Genomic DNA, 18,459 nt, shown 5'->3' with positions numbered 1-18,459 from the left:
TATGCTAAAGAAACCAGATTTTCAGATTCTTATTCAAGAACTTGCCTTTAAGACTTCTAGAAGCGGTGGCAAAGGCGGGCAGCATGTAAATAAAGTTTCTTCTAAAGTTGAATTGATTTGGGATATTAACCAAACAGCTGCATGCGATGAAGATCAAAAACAACGCATCATAAAAAAGCTGGGGAACAGAATTGATAAAGAAGGCTTATTACATTTGGTTGCAGATGACGACCGTAGCCAGTACAAAAATAAAGAGCTTTCTATTAAAAGACTTTTAAAGTTGATTAAAGAAAGTTTAATAGAAGAAAAACCAAGGAAGCCTACTAAACCTAGTAAAGCAGCCATTCATAAAAGATTAGAAAGTAAAAAGAAGCAGGCACTTAAAAAAATCAATAGGAATACGAATTGGGATTAGTTAAACCTGTAATACAAATCTATGATCCCATATTGATGTGCATTTGCCACACTTTTTAATTCCTTTGATTTAAAGATTAAAGAGAAATTGAAAGTCCACCTTTTTTGCGCAAAAGCCACACCCATTTCTTGCGAAAAAACTAAAGGCTTAGTATCATAAACTACCAGTCCTTTATCATCCCTAAATAAACCTCCAGAAATGGTAGCATCATAAATAACAACATCTAAAGATGGCTTTAAAAAAAAGTAAAGCTCTTTTTCTTTAGCATGAGCTTCTTTATAAGTAGACACAAAACTATTTGTTGCCACGCTATGGTACAGCGGATTTAATGCTCCAGTTCTAAACAACAAGCCGGCTTTTAAACCTGTAAAGGTATTGCCAATTTTAGCTTCTACGGGCAAACTAAAATCTAAAGTACGTTTTTGGTTACGATATAAAAGACTTTGGTAATTGAGGAGAAGGTTTACCCCTATTTCATCTTTAACCTGAAATTGCCAGCCATTAATATCATAAAAACCAAAAACCTCATGATAAAATTTCTGTCCTTCCTCTCCCTTAGCTGAAGGGCCAAGAATACCGCCTTGTAGTTCTGCACCTAAAACAGTTTCCTTCTTAAAGTAATAATTTAAAGAAGTTGAGGCATAAGCATAAGCTGCAAACGGTCTATCAACTCTAGATATATTTACAACACTTCCAGAACTTGCATTATACATTTTATGAGCTATACTTAAAGCCCATATTTTCTTTACTAGCTTACTGGTATCTTGTTTTTGTGAAGGATTTACAGCCGACCTAAAAGTTAAAAACAATCCATTGGTATAATACTTATCCTGGTCTGTAGCTAAATAAGCATCATTTTCACTTCTAAAACCAAATTCATGTTTATAATTAGACTTTTGAGATTGAGCTATTGATGCTTTGACACCTATCAAACACAATAAACAAACAAAAATTCTCTTCAATTTATTTTGGATAAACTAATAAAGGAACTCTTGTATTTAAAGCAAATTCTTCTGTATTACCAGAGAATAACATCTTTTTGAAAAAAGAAACTTTTTGATCTGTAAACATTACCAACATAGAAGGTTTACTTCTTTTAACTGCTGTTTCTATATTATCAACTAAAGATTTTATAAAATCGCTTGGCTGAACATGAAATTCTACCGGATAATCAGAATGATTTTTAACTTTTTCTTCTGCTAATTTTACTTTCTTGGCTATATCAGAAGGAAAACCAAAATGTACAACCTCTATTTTAGCATCAATAGGCTTAGCAAAATCAATCACCTGATCTAACTCCTTATCTAAATTAATTAAATCTGAAGCATATAAAACACTTTCTATATCTCTTGAACGATAGGTTTTAGGCACAGCAATTACCGGAATAGACGATTGGCTAATGACATAAGAGGTATGTGTACCAAATAACTTTTCTATTTTCCCTGCTCCTCTGGTTCCTATGGCAATAAAATTAAAACCTTCATGTTCAGCATAATTCATGATATTACTATGCGCCACTACAGATTCTCTACAAACACAATTTATTTCCGATGGCTTTATACCTGCTGCATGGTAAACATCTTTAACAAACTTTTCTAACCTCTTACTGATGTTTTCTTTCTGTGCTTTTTCATAAGCTTCAAATTTAGCATCACTGTATGAAGTAGGTTTTAAAATATGGTAAGAATGAAAAAATGTTAAAGAAACCTCTGGATATTGGGTAGCAAATTTAATTGCAAATCTTATAGCTGCTTTAGAATTGGCAGAAAAATCGGTAGTAACAAGAATCTTAATCATGGTGTAATTGATAAATGGCTTATATAAGGTAAAAATAGCTTTTAATTATATAATAAAATATGAGTGAAGTCATTTATTTTACCTAAAACAAAAAACCCGGCTTAAACCGGGTTTTGAAATTAGTCTTGTTTTTGCTTAATAGGCTCTTTATAAACAATATCTAAGGCATTTTTCACCTTCTTATCTAACAAAGCTAGTTTTATAACTTCTGTCATATCGGTTACGTAATGGAAGCTCAAATCTTTAATGTAAGACTCTTTAATCTCCAAAATATCTTTTCTGTTTGCTTTAGATAAAATGATATCCTTAATATTTGCTCTTTTAGCTGCTAAAATCTTTTCTTTAATACCACCTACTGGCAAAACTTTCCCACGTAGGGTAATCTCGCCCGTCATGGCTAAATGTTCTTTAACTTTTCTTTGTGTAAATGCAGATGTTAAAGCTGTTAACATGGTTATACCAGCAGAAGGGCCATCTTTTGGTGTTGCACCGGCTGGTACGTGAATATGAATATCCCATTGGTCAAAAACCCGATATTCTATACCAAAACTTGCAGCATGTGCTCTCATATAAGCCATGGCAATGGTAGCAGATTCTTTCATTACATCTCCTAAATTTCCGGTTAAGGTCATTCTGCCTTTCCCAGGGCTTAAACTGGCTTCTATAAACAAAATATCGCCGCCAACTTGTGTCCAGGCTAAGCCTGTTACCACGCCAGCAACTTCATTACCTTCATAAAAGTCTTTATCAAAAATAGGTGCTCCTAAAATTTCTTCTATATCATGAGCCGTAAAATTAACATTATAGGCTTCTTCCATGGCTAACTTGGTAGCGGCACCACGTACTACAGAACCTATTTTTTTCTCTAAACCTCTAACACCAGATTCGCGTGTATAATCCTCAATAATTTTCTCTATTACTGATGATTTTAAATTCACATCTTTAGTTTTTAAACCGTGTTGCTCTTTCTGTTTTGGTAAAAGATGCTTTTTAGCGATTTCTATTTTTTCCTCAATCGTATAGCCATTTACTTCGATAATTTCCATCCTGTCTAACAAAGCAGGTTGTATGCTACTTAAAGAATTGGCTGTTGCAATAAACATCACGTTAGATAAATCATAATCTAACTCTACAAAATGATCATTAAAAGCGTTATTTTGTTCTGGATCTAAAACCTCTAATAAAGCCGATGAAGGGTCGCCTCTAAAATCATTTCCTACTTTATCAATCTCATCTAAAACAAAAACCGGATTTGAACTTCCTGCCTTTTTAATAGATTGGATAATACGCCCAGGCATAGCGCCGATGTAAGTTTTACGATGTCCTCTTATCTCGGCTTCATCTCTTACACCACCTAAAGCCATTCTTACATATTTTCTACCTAAAGCCTTAGCTACAGATTTCCCTAATGAAGTTTTACCAACTCCCGGAGGGCCGACCAAGCATAAAATAGGTGCTTTCATATTATGTTTTAGCTTTAAAACAGCTAAATATTCTACAATACGCTTTTTAACCTTATCTAAACCGTAATGGTCTTTATCTAATATTTTTTGAGCTCTTTTTAAATCGAAATTATCTTTGGTAAATTGTTGCCAAGGCAAATCTAACAACACTTCTAAATAGTTAATTTGCACAGAGTAATCGGCTGCAGCCGGATTCATTCTGGCTAATTTATCCAGCTCTTTGTGGAAATGATTAGCTGTTTCTTTAGACCATTGCTTCTTACTGCCTTTTTTTCTTAAATCTTCAATTTCCATGTCTGGAGAATTACCACCTAATTCTTCCTGAATAGTTTTAAGTTGCTGATTTAAGAAGTAATCTCTTTGTTGCTTGTCTAAATCAACCTTTACTTTGTTTTGGATTTGATTTTTAAGTTCTAATAATTGCAGCTCGGTACTTAAATGGCTTAAAACCATTTGAGCCCTGTCTCTCAAATTTGCAACTTCTAACATGCCCTGTTTGTCTGCAACAGAAGCATTCATATTAGAAGAAATAAAGTTGATTAAAAAAGGTACGCTTTCTATATTTTTAATGGCTATAGCAGCTTCAGAAGGTATATTAGGCGAAAACTGAATAATTTGCATAGCCATCTCTTTAACAGATGAAACCATTGCTTTAAATTCTTTATCAACCTTAGGTCTTACCTCTTCAAATTTCTTTACTGTAGCTTTTATATAAGGTTCTGATTGTACTTGCTCTACCAGCTCGAAACGGTTTTTACCTTGTATAATTACGGTTGTGTTGCCATCTGGCATTTGTAGCATTTTAACAATAACAGCTACTGTACCTACTTTATTAAGCTCGTCAAATTTTGGGTCTTCTACACTCACATCTAGCTGCGCTACTACACCAATAACCCTATCGCCTTTATAAGCGTCTTTTATCAGTTTGATAGATTTATCTCTACCAACAGTAATAGGAATAACAACTCCGGGAAATAAAACTGTGTTTCTTAAAGGCAAAACAGCAAGAATTTCTGGTGTTTGTTCATTATTCATTTCTTCCTCGTCTTCTTGAGACATGAGAGGAAAAAACTCGGTATCTTCATTTATTAGTGGCATTGCTTGGTTAAAATCGAACGGATCGAATTTGCTCATATCATCTTATTTTTGAATAAAGCCAAATTGGCAGATTAAAATCACCTATTTGCCTCTTATTTTTGAATTACATAGAAGTTCAACAGTTATGCCAATGGTAATTTTAAGTTAATAATTACTTTATATGGCTATTTCCTTATATCCTCATTTTTATAAACTGAAAAATAGTCAGGTAATTAAAGTTCAGAAAAAGAAATATTTTAGTTTTAAAATCGTTTATATTTTCACAAATTACAATCTTTAAAGGTAATAGTTATATCCATGAAATTTAAAATTTTAACAGTTTTAGCCCTTATTTTACCCATTACCCTAGTTGCACAAACTCCGTTTGAGCGCCTTGGACAAAAAGCCATGATGAATGGCGATTTTAATTCTGCTGCCACTTTTTTTGAACAAGCCGTTAAACAAGATCATGGCAATATGAATGCACTTTATCTTTTAGGTTATGCTTATTATCATTCTTCAAATTATAAAAAATCTATAGAGTCTTTTGATAAATTAGTTGCTTATAAACCCTCAGAAGCTATTGCTTATTACTACAGAGGCAAAGCCAAAATGCTTTTAAGCGGGCAAATAAAAGATTATAAAAATCCTGAGAAAGAAGAACTTTTACTTGGTGCGATTAAAGATTTCTCTAGTGGGATTGAGCTTACGCCTAGCGATATGAAATTTTATCAGAACAGAGGTTTAGCTTATCAAGAGTATAGCGTTTTTAAAAGTCAGAAAGTGAATGAAATTTATAACAAAAACGCTGCTATTTCTGCCGCTAACTCATCTATAACCGATTTAAAGAAAGTGTTAGCCGAAAATGCTGCTAGAAAAGACATTGTATCTCAGATAGAAAAATCGAAACAACTACTTATCAACATCAAAAATTAATTAAAAACACCTTTTACCTGATAATTATTAATACCTAGAACTTTTACATCCTGAAATTTCTCTATCTGATACAGAGAATCTGGAATATAAATAAGCTCTTCTTTGGTATAATATAGGTTGTTTTTTGTTTGGTTAGTGATGCTAATTTTTGATGGCTTATTTCCTTTAAGTAGGATAATAATTTTTCTTGTTCTTAGGTTTTCTTCTTTAGCCGTATAGGTAATGCTGGTGCTGGTACTATCTTTTTGATAGCTGTTTTTCCAAGCAACTTTATTAATATCTGATTCTACAAAAAGAGCAAGTTCTTTTATCCAATCTTCAACTTTTATGTTTTGCGTTTCAGAATCATGATTATGCTTTACTGTTTTATTGATGCCTGGTTTAATTTTATTTAACCTTGCAGCTTCTTCAGAAAAGTATTTTTGAAGATTGTAATAATTAACAGCCTGTTCCTTTTTTTCGCTAGAGAAAGAACAGGCTGTTAAGCATAGTGCGGATATGATAAAGATTATCCTAATCATTTATACCAATATATCACCAGTCATTTCTGCTGGGATACTAATATTCATTATTTTAAGTATGGTTGGTGCTATATCTCCAAGTTTACCATTTTTAACTTGTTTATAGTCTTCATCAATTAAGATACAAGGAACCAAATTTGTGCTATGGGCAGTATTGGCAGAACCATCTTCATTCACCATAAAATCTGCATTACCGTGGTCTGCGATGATGATGAAAGAATAACCGTGTTCTAAACCAGCTTTAACAACTTGCTCTGCACAATGGTCTACCGTTTCTACAGCCTTAACAACAGCATCAAATACGCCTGTATGCCCAACCATATCTGGGTTAGCAAAATTTAGGCAAATAAAATCTGGCCATTCTGCAAGCAATTCAGGAATAATAGCTTCGGTAATTCCATGAGCGCTCATTTCCGGTTGCAAATCATAAGTAGCTACTTTAGGAGAAGGAATTAACAACCTTTTTTCGTTTTTAAACTCTTTCTCTCTACCGCCAGAGAAGAAGAAAGTAACATGCGGATATTTCTCTGTTTCAGCAATTCTGATTTGATTTTTACCTGCTTGCTCTATAACCTCGCCTAAGGTCATCACTAAATCATCCTTACCAAAAGCTACATTAACTTTTTGAAAAGTTTCATCATAACTAGTCATGGTAACATAATACAAATCCAAAGGCTTCATATCATACTCTGGAAATGCTTTTTGCGATAAGGCTAAAGTTATCTCCCGTCCGCGGTCTGTTCTAAAGTTGAAACAGATGACCACATCGCCGTCTTTAATAGTTGCTGTAGGATTACCATCTTGATTGCAAACTACCAAAGGTTTTATAAATTCATCGGTTACACCTTCTTCGTAAGATTCTTGTATACCATTAGTAATGGCGTCTACTTTCTTACCTTCTGCTTTAACCAATAAATCATAAGCTAATTTCACACGCTCCCAACGGTTATCCCTATCCATGGCGTAATACCTACCAATGGCAGAGGCTAATTTTGCTGATGTATGTTGTAAATGATCATTCAGCTCGGTTATAAAACCTAATCCAGAATTTGGGTCTGTATCTCTACCATCTAAAAAGGCATGAATAAACACATTTTCTAAACCAAAATCTTGTGCTGTATCACATAAACCTTTAAGGTGGTTAATGTGTGAATGTACGCCTCCATCAGAAACTAATCCAATAAAATGAACATCCTTATTTTCTTTTTTAGCATACTCAAAAGCATTTTTGATAGCCTGGTTAGAAGTAAATTCTTTATCGGTTACTGCTTTATTAATACGCCCTAATTCCTGATAAACTACACGCCCAGCACCAAGATTCATGTGGCCAACTTCTGAGTTACCCATTTGGCCTTCTGGCAAACCAACGGCTAAACCAGAAGCTTCTAACGTACTGTTTGGATATTTTTGAAGACAAGAATCGAAAAAAGGAGTGTTAGCCACATTAATGGCATTTGAGGTATCTTTACGACCGTATCCCCAGCCGTCAAGAATAATAAGTGCAACTTTTTTATTTTTCACAGTACAAATATATAATTTTAAGGGAAGTGGTTAAGCCTTAAATTGCTATATTCAAGAATATTTTATGGCATCTTTTATGTAGTTTTAGCTCATTAATCAAACATTTATGAAACCAGCATTCACTATTTTATTCCTCTTTTTATTTAAAACTGCGCTCTCTTTTGATGTTATCGATGAAGTTTCTAATGCTTTTAAAACCGGCAATAGCAAAGAATTATCGAAATATTTCTCTTCTACTATTGAATTAAGTATTTTAAATGAAGAAGAAATTTACTCTGGCTCACAAGCTGAAATTATTTTAAAAGATTTCTTTTTAAAACACCCTCCTATTGCTACCAAAATTATCCATAAAGTAATTTCTAATGCAAATTATAAGTTCGGGGTCTTGGTATTAACAACTTCTAAAGGTAATTTTAGGGTAAGTTATGAACTTAAAAATATGGGTGGTAAATTCTTAATTAACCAAATAAGGATAGAAGAAAATAAAGCTTAGCAACAGTTTTAAATTTTTATACTTTTGCGCTTTCAAAATTTATGGAATTGGATAAAGAAATTATCGGAACATTTATAAAAGCAGCTTTACTTGAGGATATTGGAGACGGAGACCATACTTCTTTATCAACTATCCCGGTAGATGCACAAGGGAAAGCTAAGCTTTTAATTAAAGATGAAGGAGTTGTAGCTGGTGTTGAAGTTGCCTTAGAAATTTTTAAAGAAGTTGATGCAGATTTAACCGTAGAAGTTTTCATAAAAGATGGCGAAAAGGTTAAACATGGAGATATTGTTTTAGTTGTAAGCGGAAATGTACGCTCTATTTTGGTGGCCGAAAGATTGGTTTTAAACACCATGCAAAGAATGAGCGGTATAGCTACCACCACAAACCAAATTGTAGAAAAATTAAAAGGTAGCTTAACCAAAGTTTTAGATACCAGAAAAACTACACCTAATTTACGTTACCTAGAAAAACTTGCTGTTAAAATTGGGGGAGGCGTTAACCACCGTTTTGGTCTTTACGATATGATTTTAATTAAAGATAATCATGTGGATTATGCCGGTGGAATTAAAAATGCTATACAAGCAGCGCAATCTTATATCAAACAACATCAAAAAAAATTACAAATTGAAGTTGAGGTAAGAAATATCAAAGAACTAGAAGAAGTTTTGGCTTGCGGCGGCATAGACAGAATTTTATTAGATAATTTTGGCTTTGATGATTTAAAAGCTGCTGTTAAGCTGGTGAATAAAAGTGTTTTAACAGAAGCCTCTGGAGGTATTACACCAGAAAATGCCATAGATTATGCAAAATGTGGTGTAGATTACATCTCTATGGGAGCATTAACACATTCTGTTAAAAGCTTGGATATGAGTCTTAAAGCTTTAATTTCATAAAATGATTTTCATTTTTATACAAGAAAGAAAAAGCTATTTAATATAATTGCATATACATGATATCAATATACTCTATAGGAGCAATATTATTAGCTTATCTTTTTGGTTCTATCCCCTCTGCAGTTTGGATAGGGCAGGCTTTTTATGGGATAGACGTTAGAGAATATGGCAGTGGTAATGCTGGCGCTACCAATACTTTTAGGGTATTAGGTAAAAAAGCAGGTATTCCTGTCATGATTATCGATATACTTAAAGGCTGGACAGCCACAAATCTTGCCTTTTTTATTGGACTATCTGTAACCGGACCAGAGCATTCTGTACAATATGTTAATTACCAATTAGCTTTAGGTATAGTTGCTGTAATGGGACATCTTTTTCCTGTTTTCGCAGGTTTTAGAGGCGGTAAAGGTATTGCAACCCTCTTTGGTATGATTTTAGCCGTTCACCTGCCAGCAGCATTGCTTTGTGTTCTGGTTTTTACAGTTGTACTTTTAGTGAGTAAATACGTATCATTAAGTTCTATTTCGGCAGGTTTTACCTTCCCTTTGAGTGTTATTTTCGTATATCAGGTATCTGTTAAAGCCATTGTTATTTACGGGATGTGTATTTGTGTGTTGATACTGGTTACACATCAGAAAAACATAGAACGCCTATTACGAGGCAGAGAATCCAAAGTTAATCTGTTCAAGAAAAAGTAATTTTTATTCATTATTTATGAACAAAACCATCAAAATTTTATCTGTAGCTGCATTAACAGCGCTTTTTACCGCTTGTTCTACAGTTCCTTTAACAGGAAGAAGACAAGCAAATTTGGTAAGCGATACTGAAATGAATCAAATGGCGGCACAAGGCTACCGCGAATTCCTATCTGACCCAAAAAACAGAGTTATTAACAACACCGCAGAAAGCAGAAAAGTTAAAGACATTGGGAATAAAATAGCAGCCGCCGTAACCAAATACATGAATGATAATGGTTATGGAAACCAAATTGCTGGCTTTCAATGGGAATTTAACCTAGTTCAAAGTCCTGATATTAATGCTTGGTGTATGCCAGGTGGTAAAGTAGCTGTTTACACAGGCATTTTACCTGTTACTTTAACAGATGCTGGTTTAGCTACCGTTATGGGGCATGAAATTGCTCATGCTATTGCGAAACATTCTAGCGAACGTTACTCGCAAACCATGATTGCGCAAGGCTTAGGTACCTTAGCAGGTGCTGCCGTAACAAAATCAGAAGCCGGATACGGTGTTTTTCAACAAGTTTTTGGTATTGGCGCACAAGCCGGAGTTTTATTACCAAACTCTAGAAGACAAGAATCTGAAGCTGATAGATTGGGCTTAACTTTTATGGCTATGGCCGGATATGACCCTGCTAGCGCTATAGATTTTTGGCAAAGAATGGCTGCTAAAAGTAATGGTCAAAAACCACCTGAATTTTTAAGCACCCACCCAAGTGATGCTACCCGTATTAATGATATTAAAAAATATCTGCCAGAAGCAGCAGCTTATTACAGAAAGTAAAGAATATCCTAACTATAAAAAAAGAGGTTGTCTCAAAAATAGTATTTGTCACATTGAGCGGAGTCGAAATGTTCTCTGATACGCTTAGAAAAGGCTTCGACTCCGCTCAGCCTGACACAAAATGGTAATTTGAGACAGCCTCTTTTTTTTTGTGAGTTAATCTTAAACCAAGGGCTCTTGCTGACTTAAACAATGGAAACTTCCCAGCCCCCAAATGATATCTGTTGAATCTATCCCAATAGTTTCTCTATCAGGAAAGCATTTAGCTATAATTTCTAAAGCAATTTTATCTTTATCGCAACGGTAAGTTGGTACTATCACATGGCCATTGCTGATATAAAAATTAGCATATGAGGCAGGTAAACGCGTATCTTCAAAAATAACAGCATCTGGCATAGGCAATTCTATGATATTAAGTGCATCTCCATTTAGTAAACGCATCTCTTTCAATTCTCTTAAATTGGTTTGCAAGAGTTCGTAGTTTTCATCTTCCGGATTATCCTCAACAACAGTTAAAACGGTATTTTCATTCACGAATCTTACTGTATCATCAATATGTCCGTCGGTATCATCCCCAACTATACCATCGCTAACCCATAAAATTTGCTGGGCACCATAATAATCTTTTAGGTATTGTTCTATTTGTTCTTGGTTAAGATGTGGATTTCTATTCTCATTTAACAAGCAACTTCTAGAAGTTAAGATAGTGCCAGCACCATTAAATTCTACTGAGCCACCTTCCATAATGATACCAGGATGATAAACAGGAATATTAAAATGCTCGGCTATTTTAGTTGGGATAACATCATCCAAATCAAAAGGAGGATATTTACCACCCCAAGCATTAAATCCCCAATCAACAATAACTTTCTTTTGAGCCGCATTTGGGTTTATCAAGAAAGCCGGACCATGATCTCGGCACCAAGCATCGTTACTAGGATTAAAATAAAACTCTATTTGCGATAAATCAGCCCCAGCGGCCTCAATATGCTTTAACGCAAAAGCTTTCATTGCTTCGTCTTTTACATTTATTCTAACTTTTTCAGAAAGCGCTAAATATTTGATAAACTCCGCATATCTAGGATAAATCATATCTATTTTACCCGGCCAACTTGCTTCCTTATGCGGCCAAGAAAGCCATGTTGCTTCATGTGGCGCCCACTCTGGTGGGAAAGAGTAGCCTTTCAAGTGAGTTGAAAGTCTGCCGTCCGCTGTCCGCTGATTGGTTGGGACACTTGTATTGTCACCTTGAGTCGACAGTTTGCTATTATCGGTCTGCTGGCTTGCTGAATATTTCATTTTAATGATTTCTTTAATGCAATAAGCATAGCATGAATCTCTTCACACTGTTTATAAATAGAATCAAAATCACCTTGATTCATAATCTCTCTTTTTATTGCTAAGTGAAGACAACTGACAACCTCTATATTTGAACGAATAGCATATGATAAAAATCTTGCAAACTCTGCATTAGATTGGTTTGTACTTCCCTCGGCTATATTCAAAGAAATTGAATCACAAGCTCTTTTCATTTGTGAGGTTAGGATATACAATTCTTCTTTAGGAAAAGATTTTGTAAGTAAATCAATAGCTACCGACAAGTCGATGGCTTTTTGCCAAACTTTAAGACTTTCGAATTTAAATGCCATAAAAATATTTTAGACTGCGGTCAACGGTCATCAGACTTCAGACTTATCAATCTTCATCAATATACCTTTTCACAATGGGTTGGTAAGAATCAATTCTTCTGTCGCGTAAGAAAGGCCAATGTGTTCTGTAATTATCTGATTTTGCCAAATCTAATTCTTCTACAATAATTTCTTCATCATCATGTGAAGCTTTATAAATTAAGCTCCCGAAAGGGTTAGAGATAAAAGAACCTCCCCAAAATCTTAAACCAGCTTCTTCACCTACCCTGTTTACACTTACCACATGTACACCATTAGCTACAGCATGAGAACGTTGTATGGTTTGCCAAGCGTTATATTGCTCGGTATTAGTTGCTTCGTCTTGGGTATTAGCCCAACCAATTGCGGTAGGGTAAAATAAAATTTCTGCTCCCATTAAAGCGGTAATCCTAGCCGCTTCTGGATACCATTGATCCCAACAGATTAAAACTCCAATAGTAGCAAATTTGGTTTTGAAAACTTTGTAACCTAAATCTCCAGGAGTAAAATAAAATTTCTCGTAAAAGCCAGGGTCATCCGGAATATGCATTTTACGGTATTTACCTAAATAAGCACCATCTGCATCTAAAACTGCTGTTGTATTATGGTATAAACCTTCTGCTCTTTTCTCAAATAAAGAAGCTATGATAACCACACCAAGCTCGGCAGCTACTTTTTGCAAGGCATCTGTAGAAGGCCCTGGAATGCTTTCTGCCAGTTTGAAATTATCATAATCTTCTACATCACAAAAATATAGGGACGTAAAAAGTTCTTGTAAACAAATAATTTGAGCGCCTTTTGCTGCAGCTTCTCTAACTTTTTGGATGGCTTTATCTAGATTTTCTTGCTTATTTGAAGTGCAAGACATCTGTACCATACCCACTTTTACATTTTTATTCATTCCACAGATTATTAACAGGCGGCAAAATTAACAATTATGTATGGATTATGATGAGATTATATCATAGATGATATCAAGATGAGAATTATAATAAGCCTTTGATGGTTTTCTTTAACCAATAAGTATTAACCGCACCACCGCCTACAGCATGATAACTTACTTTAGCGCTTCTATCTATAATAACGTGGGTGGGATATTGAGTAACGCCAAATTTCTCAGCATAATACCTCGCATCCGGAACTTGGCTATAATTAAAAGGAATTAGTTTTAGGAAGTTTTCTATTTGCTCAGCTTTATCTAAAGCAATGGCTATAAAAACTACATCCTTTTCATTGGCAAATTTCTTAACCAAATCATTCAACTCTGGTATTTCTTGCCTGCAAGGCGGACAAGCGATAAACCAAAAATTGATAACCAATATCTTCCCTACTAAATCTTTAGCAGCTATTTTCTTACCTGTGATATCTGTTAAATTAGAATATTTAAAGGTGTCTCCATCTTTAAAACAAGTACTTAAGCGGGGTCTTAGAGATTTCTCTAACCTCTCATCTAGTTCTTCCTCTGTTCGCTGCTTCAGTAAAAATTTGGGTTGCTGCCCCATCTCATACATGCGCTCTAATTTATATTTACCTGATTTTACTGCTTTATTCCAATATTCTGTAGAATAAGGCATGCCTGTAGAATCTACTACAATAATTTCTCTGGTAACAGCAGGCGCATTAGTTTTTGGTGTTTCGGTTTGCGCAAATCCTTTAGCGTTAGCAAAAGCTATCGCTACAATTAATAATTTTTTTTTCATAGGTTAGGTTTTGTTTATTTTTTATCAAAATATTTCCAAACATAATAAACTGGAATTCCTAAAACAACTATTCCTAAACCCCAGCCGCAGGTATCTGGTTTGTAAATCAATAAATCAATACAAATAGCAGAAGCTAAAAGTATATATAGCGCAGGTAAAAAAGGATAACCAAAAGCTTTGTAAGGTCTTTTCCAATCTGGTCTTTTTATCCTTAAAATAAATATCCCAGCAATGGTAACAATATAAAATAGTAAAGCAGAGAAAACGCTATAATCTAACAGTTGACCATAAGTACCTGATAAACATAATAAAGCTGCCCAAAAAGCTTGTAGAATAAGGGCAAAACCCGGTACATCCTTTTTATTTAAAGTTGCTGCTCTTTTGAAAAATACCCCATCTTGAGCCATAGCATAATATAATCTAGCACCAGAAAGTATTAAACCATTATTGCAACCAAAAGTAGATACCATAATTAATAAGGCCATGATAGCTGCTGCTGCACTTCCAAAAATGACCGAAGCCGCAGCTGTACCTACCCTATCTTGTGAGGCAAACATGATTCCACGCTCTAAAACCGTAGCCCCATCTGGCGAACCACTTACAGGCAATAGCATCAAATAAGCCACATTAGCCAAGATATATAATATGGTTACGATTAAAGTTCCAAACAGTAAACTCAGCGGAATATTCTTTTCAGGATTTTTACTTCACCAGCTATATAGGTGATGTTATTCCAAGTATCTGATGAAAATAAAGAACCTACCATAGCAGCGCCCATAGCACCAAAAAGTAAAACACCACCAAGCAATTCGGTAGAAATTGTTCCATCCTCGTTCACTTTTGTTTGGTAAGGAGCCCAAAAATTATCCAAATTAGAAAAGAAAGCTTCACTATTTAAACCAACATAAATACCTGCTATAATGAGCCCTAACAAAGCTAAAAGCTTAGCAATGGTAAAAATTGTTTGTACCAACTTTGCACTTTTTACTCCTTGTAGGTTTATAAAAGTTAAAAAGCATATCATGACAATGGCTAGCAATTGTGTATGATTTAAACTAAAGCCTCCTAAACTGAATAAGATATTTTTCTGATCGAAAAAGGGAATAATCTCTGCCGTATATTTGGCAAACGCAATGGCTACGGCTGCTATAATTCCGGTTTGAATAACCGTAAAAACCGTCCACCCGAAGAGAAAACCTATCATGGGATTATAAGCTTCTTTTAAATAAACATATTGACCACCTGCTTGCGGCATCATACCAGCCAATTCCCCGTAACTTAAAGCTGCTATCAAGGTAATAATACCTGTAATAAGCCAAATTAAAAGGATAATACCCGGAGAACCAACTTGTCTGGCAATATCAGAACTTACTAAAAATATCCCTGAGCCTATCATAGAGCCGGCTACTATCATTGTAGAGTCTAGCAGCCCTAGCTCTCTTTTCATGGTGGTTTCTTGCATGTTTAATTAATTATATTTTAAATATAATTGATTTTATTTAATGATAGTGGAAAGTTGAAAGTATAAAGTCTGATGACCGATGTCAGCAGTTAAGAGTATTAAATGGAAAGCCCCCTAATGGCAGATATTTAGGAAGTTCCTTTGAACATTAAACTTAACTGCCACAATCCATCAGCTCATCAAAAAACTAAACCTCATTAAAAAAACCAAAAACTAAGCTCCTGAAACATAATATTATTCTTAAAAATTTGCTTTTATGAAATACCCTGCTAAATTTGAAATAACACAATTATAAACCATTTAAAAAAAAGCGATTACATGTATGGACTTCTTACAAACTAATTTAATTTATGTTGTACCAATATTAGGACTTATTGGTATCCTCGTGATGATTACCAAATCCATTTGGGTATCTAAACAACCATCAGGAGATGAAAAAATGACCGAACTTGCAGGCTACATAGCAGACGGTGCTATGGCATTCTTAAAAGCCGAGTGGAGAGTATTAAGCATCTTCGTATTATTTGCAGGTATTCTTTTAGCATACTCGGGCTCTATACATGAAGTTAACGGAAAAGAAATACACTCTAGCTGGATCATTTCTATAGCCTTTGTTATTGGTGCAGTTTTTTCTGCAACAGCAGGTTATATAGGTATGCGTGTAGCTACAAAAGCAAACGTAAGAACAACACATGCTGCCCGTACTAGCTTAAAACAAGCTTTAAAAGTTTCTTTTACAGGTGGTACCGTAATGGGTTTAGGCGTTGCTGGCTTAGCAGTTTTAGGTTTAGGAGGCTTATTCATCATTTTCCTTTCTATTTTTGCTGATTTAGGTGAGCATACCGTAAAAACCGCTATTGAAGTGCTAACAGGTTTCTCTTTAGGTGCAGAATCTATTGCGCTTTTTGCCCGTGTTGGTGGTGGTATTTATACCAAAGCTGCCGATGTTGGTGCAGATTTAGTTGGTAAAGTAGAAGCCGGAATCCCCGAAGACGATGTACGTAACCCCGCAACCATTGCAGATAACGTAGGCGATAACGTGGGTGATGTTGCTGGTATGGGTGCAGATTTATTTGGCTCTTACGTAGCAACTATCTTAGCAACCATGGTATTAGGACAAGAAATCATTGTTAAAGATAATTTCGGTGGCATGTCTCCCATATTATTACCTATGGTCATTTGTGGTTTAGGTATTATCTTCTCTATCATTGGAACTTGGTTTGTAACCATTAAAGATGAAAATTCAAACGTACAAAACGCCTTAAACTTAGGTAATTGGTCATCTATTGTGATAACCGGAATAGCTTCTTATTTTATTGTGATGTGGATGTTACCAGAAACCCTAAGCTTAAGAGGTTACGATTTTTCTAGCATCAATGTATTTTACGCCATCATTGTAGGTTTAGTGGTAGGTACTATCATGAGTATCGTTACCGAATATTACACTGCTATGGGTAAAGCTCCGGTAGACTCTATTGTACAACAATCGTCAACCGGACATGCAACCAATATCATCGCTGGTTTATCAGTAGGTATGAAATCTACCGTAATCCCAATTTTGGTATTAGCAGCTGGTATCATGACATCTTATTACTTCGCTGGTTTATATGGTGTAGCAATTGCAGCTGCCGGTATGATGGCTACTACAGCCATGCAATTAGCTATTGATGCCTTCGGACCAATTGCTGATAACGCTGGTGGTATAGCAGAAATGAGCCAATTACCTCCAGAAGTACGTGAGCGTACTGATAATTTAGATGCCGTAGGTAATACCACCGCAGCAACCGGAAAAGGCTTTGCTATTGCTTCTGCCGCACTTACCTCATTAGCGCTTTTTGCAGCTTTTGTGGGCATAGCGGGTATAGATGCTATAGATATTTACAAAGCACCAGTTTTAGCTGGTTTATTTGTTGGTGGGATGATTCCTTTCATCTTCTCTGCCCTATGTATACAAGCTGTAGGAAGAGCCGCTATGGATATGGTGCAAGAAGTACGCAGACAATTCCGCGAAATACCAGGCATTATGGAATATAAAGCCAAGCCCGAGTATGAAAAATGCGTTGCCATATCTACCAAAGCCTCTATCCGCGAAATGATGTTACCAGGTGCTATCGCATTGGTTACCCCAGTTTTGGTAGGTTTCGTCTTCGGACCAGAAGTATTAGGAGGTTTGTTAGCCGGTGTAACTGTATCTGGTGTGTTAATGGGTATTTTCCAATCTAACGCAGGTGGTGCATGGGATAACGCTAAAAAATCTTTCGAGAAAGGTGTTTTAATTAATGGCGAGATGTATTACAAAAAATCAGAACCACATAAAGCTTCAGTAACTGGAGATACCGTGGGCGATCCTTTTAAAGATACCTCTGGCCCATCTATGAACATCTTAATCAAATTAATGTCTATTGTATCTTTGGTGATAGCACCATACATAGCCGTTAACGCTACCCAACCAACAGTACAGGTTAAAGCCAAAACAGAGCATTGCCAAACCGCTATGAAAAGTGGCGAAGTAAAAGCATGCTGTGCAAAACCTGGCATGGCTGATAGGTTTAAGCAGAAGTAATTGTTATAAATAATTTCAGAAAAGAGGATGTTCTTAATAAGGCATCCTCTTTTTGTTTGGAATAAGATTTCTACACCTTTGTAATTTTTACTTTTGAATTTTCACTTTTGAATTTTCACTTTTGAATTTTTGAAAGCAATAGCATCACAGTTTTGAACCGCCAATCCGGTGCTTTGCTAAATTTTTTGCCATAAAGTAATCATATCACAAAAAATTACCGAAGGCAAAAAGATACCGCTGCCGCCCCGGTTTAGTTTACACAGGTTTGGTGGGTTTGGGGTAATTTCTTGTTCTTACAGTTTTGTGAATTTTTGATTTAATTCTATATCTTTATCGCTAAAGTTAAATCTACCTAAAATATCAAGATTTTAAAATGTGAAGGCGTTTATTACCTATAAAACACTACATAAGAATGTTGATGCAAAAA

General features: G+C 35.2%; 16 protein-coding genes and 1 pseudogene. 7 read left to right on the top strand and 10 right to left on the bottom strand.

Annotation, left to right across the window (positions count from 1 at the left end; all coding sequences use genetic code 11):
• The first annotated feature begins 1 nt into the window (after window position 1).
• The gene (gene arfB, locus FYC62_RS02080; protein WP_149073739.1) at window positions 2-415 is read left to right on the top strand and encodes an alternative ribosome rescue aminoacyl-tRNA hydrolase ArfB; all 414 of its coding nucleotides are present in this window, start codon (window positions 2-4) and stop codon (window positions 413-415) included.
• Here arfB and FYC62_RS02075 read toward each other — a convergent pair.
• The 3 genes from FYC62_RS02075 to lon all read right to left on the bottom strand — a co-directional run bounded on the left by FYC62_RS02075 (window position 412) and on the right by lon (window position 4,809).
• Window positions 412-1,377, bottom strand: coding sequence for a lipid A deacylase LpxR family protein (locus FYC62_RS02075; RefSeq protein WP_168199350.1), 966 nt, complete (start codon window positions 1,375-1,377; stop codon window positions 412-414). The two genes, arfB and FYC62_RS02075, sit on opposite strands and share 4 nt — an antisense overlap.
• A gap of 1 nt (window position 1,378) precedes the next feature.
• On the bottom strand, window positions 1,379-2,212 hold the full coding sequence (locus FYC62_RS02070; protein WP_149073737.1) for a universal stress protein: 834 nt from the start codon (window positions 2,210-2,212) through the stop codon (window positions 1,379-1,381).
• 119 nt (window positions 2,213-2,331) lie between these two features.
• Window positions 2,332-4,809, bottom strand: a complete 2,478-nt coding sequence (lon, locus tag FYC62_RS02065) for an endopeptidase La (RefSeq protein ID WP_149073736.1) — start codon at window positions 4,807-4,809, stop codon at window positions 2,332-2,334.
• Between the two features lie 261 nt (window positions 4,810-5,070).
• On the opposite strand from lon, the gene FYC62_RS02060 reads away from it, so the two are divergent.
• Window positions 5,071-5,688, top strand: a complete 618-nt coding sequence (locus FYC62_RS02060; protein ID WP_149073735.1) for a tetratricopeptide repeat protein — start codon at window positions 5,071-5,073, stop codon at window positions 5,686-5,688.
• Here the strand turns inward: FYC62_RS02060 and FYC62_RS02055 are convergent.
• Together FYC62_RS02055 and gpmI are read right to left on the bottom strand one after the other, a co-directional pair.
• On the bottom strand, window positions 5,685-6,209 hold the full coding sequence (locus FYC62_RS02055) for a hypothetical protein (RefSeq protein ID WP_149073734.1): 525 nt from the start codon (window positions 6,207-6,209) through the stop codon (window positions 5,685-5,687). The genes FYC62_RS02060 and FYC62_RS02055 overlap by 4 nt on opposite strands.
• Window positions 6,210-7,730, bottom strand: a complete 1,521-nt coding sequence (gene gpmI, locus FYC62_RS02050; RefSeq protein WP_149073733.1) for a 2,3-bisphosphoglycerate-independent phosphoglycerate mutase — start codon at window positions 7,728-7,730, stop codon at window positions 6,210-6,212. It lies immediately after the preceding gene.
• 106 nt (window positions 7,731-7,836) lie between these two features.
• On the opposite strand from gpmI, the gene FYC62_RS02045 reads away from it, so the two are divergent.
• The 4 genes from FYC62_RS02045 to FYC62_RS02030 are packed head-to-tail and all read left to right on the top strand — an operon-like array spanning window position 7,837 to window position 10,640.
• Entirely contained in the window at window positions 7,837-8,223 is a 387-nt protein-coding gene (locus FYC62_RS02045) for a DUF4783 domain-containing protein (protein ID WP_149073732.1), read from the top strand.
• Window positions 8,224-8,264: 41 nt separating this feature from the next.
• The gene (gene nadC, locus FYC62_RS02040) at window positions 8,265-9,119 is read left to right on the top strand and encodes a carboxylating nicotinate-nucleotide diphosphorylase (RefSeq protein ID WP_149073731.1); all 855 of its coding nucleotides are present in this window, start codon (window positions 8,265-8,267) and stop codon (window positions 9,117-9,119) included.
• Between the two features lie 56 nt (window positions 9,120-9,175).
• A complete protein-coding gene (gene plsY / locus FYC62_RS02035; RefSeq protein ID WP_039449562.1) occupies window positions 9,176-9,817 on the top strand; it encodes a glycerol-3-phosphate 1-O-acyltransferase PlsY in 642 nt (213 codons plus the stop codon).
• Between the two features lie 16 nt (window positions 9,818-9,833).
• Window positions 9,834-10,640, top strand: coding sequence for a M48 family metallopeptidase (locus FYC62_RS02030; RefSeq protein ID WP_149073730.1), 807 nt, complete (start codon window positions 9,834-9,836; stop codon window positions 10,638-10,640).
• Window positions 10,641-10,802: 162 nt separating this feature from the next.
• Here the strand turns inward: FYC62_RS02030 and FYC62_RS02025 are convergent, their stop codons facing one another.
• From FYC62_RS02025 to FYC62_RS02005, 5 genes and pseudogenes are all read right to left on the bottom strand, one after another.
• A complete protein-coding gene (locus FYC62_RS02025; protein WP_149073729.1) occupies window positions 10,803-11,939 on the bottom strand; it encodes an agmatine deiminase family protein in 1,137 nt (378 codons plus the stop codon).
• Window positions 11,936-12,289 carry a four helix bundle protein gene (locus FYC62_RS02020; RefSeq protein WP_149073728.1) on the bottom strand — a complete coding sequence of 118 codons (354 nt, stop codon included), beginning with the start codon at window positions 12,287-12,289 and terminating at the stop codon, window positions 11,936-11,938. Before FYC62_RS02020 ends, FYC62_RS02025 begins: the two co-directional genes overlap by 4 nt.
• A 46-nt stretch (window positions 12,290-12,335) precedes the next feature.
• Window positions 12,336-13,208, bottom strand: coding sequence for a carbon-nitrogen hydrolase (locus tag FYC62_RS02015; protein ID WP_149073727.1), 873 nt, complete (start codon window positions 13,206-13,208; stop codon window positions 12,336-12,338).
• Window positions 13,209-13,293: 85 nt separating this feature from the next.
• Window positions 13,294-14,007 carry a TlpA family protein disulfide reductase gene (locus tag FYC62_RS02010; RefSeq protein ID WP_149073726.1) on the bottom strand — a complete coding sequence of 238 codons (714 nt, stop codon included), beginning with the start codon at window positions 14,005-14,007 and terminating at the stop codon, window positions 13,294-13,296.
• Between the two features lie 14 nt (window positions 14,008-14,021).
• Window positions 14,022-15,403 (bottom strand): annotated as a pseudogene (locus FYC62_RS02005) (APC family permease).
• A gap of 388 nt (window positions 15,404-15,791) precedes the next feature.
• On the opposite strand from FYC62_RS02005, the gene FYC62_RS02000 reads away from it, so the two are divergent.
• On the top strand, window positions 15,792-18,032 hold the full coding sequence (locus FYC62_RS02000; RefSeq protein ID WP_149073725.1) for a sodium-translocating pyrophosphatase: 2,241 nt from the start codon (window positions 15,792-15,794) through the stop codon (window positions 18,030-18,032).
• The last annotated feature ends 427 nt before the right edge of the window (window positions 18,033-18,459 follow it).

This window comes from Pedobacter aquae (assembly GCF_008195825.1).
GTDB classification, from domain to species: domain Bacteria; phylum Bacteroidota; class Bacteroidia; order Sphingobacteriales; family Sphingobacteriaceae; genus Pseudopedobacter; species Pseudopedobacter aquae.
This window is presented reverse-complemented; position numbering and strand designations above follow the sequence as displayed.